The following is a 518-nucleotide window of genomic DNA, read 5'->3' on the forward strand; positions in this document are numbered from 1 at the left end:
CGATCGTCTGCAGCCCGCCATCGACCTCGCGGGTGACCCGGGCCGCCCCGTCCGCCACCTCGATGCTGCCGGCCTGCGTCGCCTGACCCCAGCCCAGCAGCGCCGCCAGCATCTGCCCGGTCGCGTTCATGTCGTTGTCGATCGCCTGCTTGCCCAGCAGCACCAGCTGCGGCTGTTCCTCGTCGATCACCGCCTTGAGCAGCTTGGCCACCGCCAGCGGCTCGATGTCCTGCTGCACGTTGTCGGCCGCAACCACCAGGATCGCCCGGTCCGCGCCCATCGCCAGCGCCGTGCGCAGCGTCTCCTGCGCCTGCTTGACCCCGATCGAGACCGCCACAACCTCCTCGGCCACGCCCTTTTCCTTCAGCCGGATCGCCTCCTCGACCGCGATCTCGTCGAAGGGGTTCATCGACATCTTCACGTTCGACAGATCGACACCCGATCCGTCCGCCTTCACCCGAGCCTTCACGTTGTAGTCGATCACACGCTTGACCGGCACGAGAACCTTCATCGGCCCA

General features: G+C 67.4%; 1 protein-coding gene. It reads right to left on the reverse strand.

The window, feature by feature from the left end; translation table 11 throughout:
- On the reverse strand, positions 1–511 hold a 511-nt coding region (locus tag Q0938_RS19210), incomplete at its 3' end, for an electron transfer flavoprotein subunit beta/FixA family protein (RefSeq protein ID WP_299365729.1).
- Positions 512–518 lie beyond the last annotated feature (7 nt).

Origin of the sequence: uncultured Paracoccus sp., from assembly GCF_947496875.1 — a bacterium.
Classification (GTDB): domain Bacteria; phylum Pseudomonadota; class Alphaproteobacteria; order Rhodobacterales; family Rhodobacteraceae; genus Paracoccus.